Origin of the sequence: Mesotoga infera (genome assembly GCA_011045915.1) — a bacterium.
Taxonomy (GTDB): Bacteria; Thermotogota; Thermotogae; order Petrotogales; family Kosmotogaceae; genus Mesotoga; species Mesotoga infera_D.
Map to the genome: position 1 here is coordinate 1 of DSBT01000182.1, position 5,579 is coordinate 5,579.

Here is a 5,579-nt window from a genome sequence, read left to right on the forward strand (position 1 = left end):
GAGGGATATCTGAGGAAGATAAACGAAGATTACCGGGTCGACGGCTTCGCAAGATCCTTGAGAGATGCATCAAAGAGCGACAAAACTCTGCGCAACTACCTAGACATACTTCTTGAGTACGCCGAGCTTAGAAACGCAATAGTCCATACCCTAACTAGGGCAAACCAATTGCAGAACCGCATAAGGAAGTCGTCGAAAACATCGAACACGTTGCCGAAATGTTGAACGCTCCACCCAGGGTATCTACGATATCCAAATCAGGAAAAGTCGTGACAATCGACCTCAACGATACGGTGGACAAAGCCCTGAAGATCATAGGGGAGAAGGCATTCTCACAGATACCCGTCTATGAGGGAAGGCAGTTCAGAGGAATTCTCACTACGAATGCGATCGCAAGGTGGATGGCCTTTGTCGGCGAAGAAGAGAGGGCGTACATAAAAGAAATGCCGATTCGAGACGTGATGGACTATGCGGAAGAAGACGAGGCAGTCGTATTTGTTAGCAGAAAAGCGACTCTCTTCGAAATCGCAGCTTCATTCAGCGAGTTCAGTGCCCTGGGCAAAAGGCTTGAGGCGATACTTGTAACGGAAAACGTCAGAATAAGCGAGACTCCTCTGCAGATAATCACTATCTGGGATATTCCGCTCATATCTGAGACTCTAAACTCCTGAGAGAAAACACTTTACACATTGAACAAAGCAAGGCCAGAATTCAGATTCAGCTTATCGTCTTCTGGCCGTGTAAATCATGCATCTGTCGGGGCTTCTCAACACCAAACTCTTCGGATGATCCTCAAGGATGCTATTCTCCATAGGGCAAAAAGGCTTGTCTATTCTCGTGCGAACATTGACTCCATCCAAAACATGAAGTCTTGAAAACGGGAATACCAAACGAACATGTGTAAGGCTATCGATTCGCGCGGTTATTTAGAAACTGGGTGGACAGACTACCCAGACTCCAATTGCTACCTCTTCTCCGAGATTTCTCCACCTGTGGGGTATTGTGCTGCTATGGGTGATACTATCTCCCTCTTCGAGGACTAATGTTGAATCGCCTAATTGAAGCTCGATCTTGCCTTTGAGGATTAATCCCGATTCTATCCCTTCATGAATGAAGAAATCTTCTGTTCCCGCATCTGGACTCAAATACGAGATGAACATGGAATAAGACTTGTTTGGGGCTGAAAGAACCTCGTAGTAAAGGCCCGGCGCAACAGTGACCGTCATTCTGTCTTCTCGCTTAATGAAGCCTTTCATTGTATTCTCATGCGAACTCTGCTGAACCAGTGAGATGACTGTCTCACCCATTGCATCAAGTATCTTCTTCAATGTATTGAGCGAAGGGGATACTTTTCCGTGCTCAATTTGACTGATTAAACTGGAACTAACTCCGGAGGTGTCTGCCATCTTCTTTATGCTTATTCTTTTCGACTGCCTCAAAGCTTTCAGTTTCTTCCCGATGTTATCGAGTTCAGTCATCTTCAAGATCCTCTGTTGAGTAGACAAGTCTTGACATATCACCGTACAGCGTCCTAATCCTTTGATACTCTTCCGCGTCGAAAAAGCTGCATTTGTCCGACCCAAAACGCTTAGCAACCTCAAACGAGAAGCGAGCAGCAAGCGCAATATCGACCTCGTGCGAAGAGCCGGTTGCACATCCGGCCACTGCTATCTCAGTCGTTATCGCCAGCCCGACTACGGGAGCTTTCAGTATAGTGCATGGTTGCATAATACTGTTTATGTGATGAACTCTGTTTCCATATGGAGTGACATCTTGCATTGTAATCGGCAGAACTCTTGCCGGCTGGCCGGTTACTGATTCATAGATATCAAGCAAGTCTTCTGATACTCTCAGTATGTACCCTTCTTTTACGGTGGGCGTTATTGCAATGCCCTTCCAGTTCATGAGTCTATTGCCTTTTGTCGTATCTATGGAAATCACGGCACCGATCTCAGCCTTAAGCATCGCCTCAAGCGCCTGCCTTGTGCCGACCGGCGATCCCATAAAGGGAACTGGCCTATGAGGTTGTGTGGGCGCGTTCGGGCAAATGTGCGTAGCGACGAAGAGATCTCCGGGAAGCCTATCTCCTTTGCTGCTTGCCTGGGCGGCTTTCAACGCAACCGCAAGGGCTGCTGCTGCACCATCTCCGTCGCTGACAAAGCCAATCATCTCCGGCCTGGCTCCAATGCCTCCCAGCTGACCGATCACGCCCAGTGTGGGAAGCGAGCGGTCTCGACCTTCTATCAGAATTCTAATCACATCCGTAGTACCCTTACTTTCGCCGATTGTCTCAATCTCAATACTCACTCCGTCGTACTGCTTGAACAGTTCGCCAATCATTTTTCCGCTAGCCGCTGGGCTGTCGAGAATCTCAAGGACATCAATAACTTGACTAAGCATCCTAATTACCTCCTGTGTCGTAAAGATGGCATCTAACCAGTCTGTCGCCAACAACCGTTAGCCCGGGTTTCTCTGTGCAAGGTTCATAGGCCTTTGGACACCTTGTGATAAACGGGCATCCTTTTGGTGGATTGAGCGGGCTGGGGATCTCACCCTTAAGAATCTCGTTCATCGCTTTCTTGCTTGGATCGGGCTGTGGGACGGACTCGAGCAAACCTTGAGTGTACGGGTGGAGTGGATTATCAATGATCTCATCGACAGGACCTATTTCCATGATATTGCCAAGATACAGAACACCCACATAGTCGGAAAACTGACTGACTATTTTTAGATCATGCGTAATAAACACATACGTCAGGGAGAACTCCTTCTGCAGATCGCCGAGAAGATTCAGCGTCTGTGCCTGCACCGAAACGTCAAGTGCAGAAGTCGGCTCATCAAGAACCAGGAGTTCCGGCTGTAGTATGAGCGACCTGGCAACAGACACTCTCTGCTTCTGTCCGCCGCTGAGTTCATGAGGAAATTTCCTAACGGTAAGCCTGTCAAGACCTACAGATTCAAGAATCCCCATAACTTTCTCTCTTCTTTCTTTCGAGCTCCCGAGTTTGTGGATTCGTAAGCCTTCCTCAATAATTGCGAAGACATTCTTTCGAGGGTTCAGCGAAGCATCGGGATCCTGAAATATCATCTGAATGTTTCTGTAGTCCTCCTTCGTTCTTCCAATCGGCTTGCCCATGTACAAAATCTCACCGGTTGTCGCCTTATATGCTCCGCAGATCAATCTCGCTATCGTCGACTTGCCCGAGCCGCTTTCGCCTACAAGACTGAAAACGGCGCCCCTTTCCACTCCGAAAGAGACATCATCAACAGCAGTAAGAAACCTTGTGGGTTTTCCGAAGATACTGTCTTCGACTGGAAATCTTTTCGTGAGATTTCTAACTTCAAGCATTCTCATTCTTAACGACCTCACTCTTATGGAGCCAACACCAGACAGTGGAAGAGTCCACTTTGAAGGCCGGCGGCTCCTCCTCAGCACAGATCTTCATCGCTCTGCTGCACCTTGGATGAAAACGGCAGCCTTTCGGAGGTTCAAGAAGGCCGGGAACATTGCCCTTTATCGAAAGGAGCCTTTCCTTTCTCTTCTCCGGAATCAATTTCGGTACAGAATCAAGCAGCCCGATAGTATACGGATGTTTGGGGTTTTTGAAAATCTCTTCAACACTAGCGTTCTCCACCTGTTTGCCTGCATACATGACCATTACCCTGTCAGCGATTTGGGCAATCACTCCCAGATCATGCGTTATGAAAATGAGCGAAGTCTCGAACTTCTGCTTCAGCTCACGGAAAAGGTAGAGTATCTGAGACTGAATGGTAACATCGAGAGCCGTTGTAGGTTCGTCAGCAATAAGTAGTTTCGGATTGCACAGCATTGCCATTGCAATCATGATCCTCTGCCGCATACCTCCGCTATACTCAAAAGGGTAACGATTCAGAAGATTCTCGGGAGAGGGGATTCCCAGGCTCTTCATCATTAGAATCGACTTTTCTCTTGCTTCAATCTTGCTCATATTCATATGATTGACAAGCACCTCGACCAACTGAGCCCCAATCTTCATCGACGGATTGAGCGAGTTAAGAGGGTTCTGGAAGACCATAGAAATTCTCTTTCCCCTGATATTCTCGGCTTCTTTGAGAAGATTCTCCCCCATAAATTCCATCTTCCCTGCCTTGACAGTTCCCGGAGGCGACGGTATCAAACCCATTAAAGAAAGGGCCGTAACGCTCTTTCCGGAACCGCTTTCACCCACTATTCCAAGAACTTCTCTTTCGCCCACCGAAAAACTTATGCCATCCGGCGCGCGAAGCTTACCTTCCGGCAGCTTGAATTCTACCGTAAGATCTTCAACGGTAAGTACCTGGCTCAAAACTCTTTCCTTCTTTCCTCAAAGTAGTCTACTGCTTCCTTCAAAACAGATTGATCTGACAAAAGATCATAGACCGTAAGAGCCATTGCTTTCGCCGCTCTTAACATGGCTTTGTAACCATATTCGGAACTGGCACAGGAAGCAAACTCTTTTGTATGAGTTGGAATATCTTTGCCCCCTGTAATATCTATGTATCCCTGTATCGCCGGGAGTACATGTGTCACAGAGCCAACATCCGTCGAACCCACTCCCTGCTCGTAAGTCCGTGGAGTAGTCTCCTCTCCTGCTGACTCGAAATTCTTGTCGAGAAGCCTAGCAATTGGAACGTTTACATAGACCTCTTCCATTTGCTCCGTCTGCTTCAACGAGAACTCGCAACCGGTTGCTAGTGCTCCTGCTTCTACAACCCTTCTGAACTTCTCTGAAACCTCATCGACTTCCTCCATCGTCAAAGCTCTAATTCCGATCTCAGCACTGGAGTAGTCGGGAATGGTATTGAACGATTGTCCTCCATTCGTGATTATTCCGTGTACACGAACCTTTTCCGGCAACTGCTGTCTCATTGCAGAAATACCGTTGAACATCTGAATCACCGCGTCCAGTGCATTTACTCCTTTTGCAGGATCTGCTGCTGCATGGGCCGCCTTTCCGAAGTACTCGATCGAGAAAGTCTTCAGCGCGTACGATATATCAAAACCGGTGCTCATGGAAGCCGGGTGTATTATCAGAGCCGCACTCATGTCGTCAAAGACGCCTTTCTCGACCAGAACTCTTTTTGCTCCTCCCCTTTCTTCCGCTGGACAACCCACAACGACCACAGTTCCACCTGCTTCATCAATTGCACCGCTGTCCTTCAGAGCTACGGCTGCAGCTATACTGGTAGTGCATATCAGGTTGTGTCCACAGGCATGACCAATTTCCGGCAGGGCATCGTACTCAGCCATAACTGCCACCCTTGGACCGGAACTGCCATAACTCGCTATGAAAGAAGTAGGAAGTTCTTCAATAGCCGGGCTTTCTACTGAGAATCCTTTGCCTTTCAAGAAATCTATCAAAGTCTCGGCTGACTTATATTCTTCGTAAGAAAGTTCAGAAAACTCAAAAATCCTCTTTGCCAACCCAACAACATCGGCGGATATCAGGTCAACACTCTTAATAATTGCAGCTCTATTCTTCATCTTGCCTCCTTTACGACCTTAATCTCGGATCAAGCACGTCTCTCAAACCATCACCAAGTAGATTGAATCCCAGACA

General features: G+C 47.7%; 6 protein-coding genes. 1 reads left to right on the top strand and 5 read right to left on the bottom strand.

The genetic code is table 11. From position 1 onward, the window contains the following. Window positions 1-218 precede the first annotated feature (218 nt). A complete protein-coding gene (locus ENN47_06880) occupies window positions 219-671 on the top strand; it encodes a CBS domain-containing protein (GenBank protein ID HDP77892.1) in 453 nt (150 codons plus the stop codon). Between the two features lie 255 nt (window positions 672-926). On the opposite strand, the gene ENN47_06885 is transcribed toward ENN47_06880, so the two are convergent. The 5 genes from ENN47_06885 to ENN47_06905 are packed head-to-tail and all read right to left on the bottom strand — an operon-like array spanning window position 927 to window position 5,503. Continuing rightward, complete coding sequence (locus ENN47_06885) at window positions 927-1,478, bottom strand: helix-turn-helix domain-containing protein (GenBank protein HDP77893.1); 552 nt, start codon at window positions 1,476-1,478, stop codon at window positions 927-929. Then, a complete protein-coding gene (locus ENN47_06890; protein HDP77894.1) occupies window positions 1,471-2,400 on the bottom strand; it encodes a DUF1177 domain-containing protein in 930 nt (309 codons plus the stop codon). Before ENN47_06890 ends, ENN47_06885 begins: the two co-directional genes overlap by 8 nt. 1 nt (window position 2,401) lies before the next feature. After that, a complete protein-coding gene (locus ENN47_06895) occupies window positions 2,402-3,355 on the bottom strand; it encodes an ABC transporter ATP-binding protein (protein ID HDP77895.1) in 954 nt (317 codons plus the stop codon). Then, the gene (locus tag ENN47_06900) at window positions 3,342-4,325 is read right to left on the bottom strand and encodes an ABC transporter ATP-binding protein (protein HDP77896.1); all 984 of its coding nucleotides are present in this window, start codon (window positions 4,323-4,325) and stop codon (window positions 3,342-3,344) included. Before ENN47_06900 ends, ENN47_06895 begins: the two co-directional genes overlap by 14 nt. Then, a complete protein-coding gene (locus ENN47_06905) occupies window positions 4,322-5,503 on the bottom strand; it encodes a M20 family peptidase (GenBank protein HDP77897.1) in 1,182 nt (393 codons plus the stop codon). The genes ENN47_06900 and ENN47_06905 overlap by 4 nt, the downstream gene beginning before the upstream one ends. Window positions 5,504-5,579 lie beyond the last annotated feature (76 nt).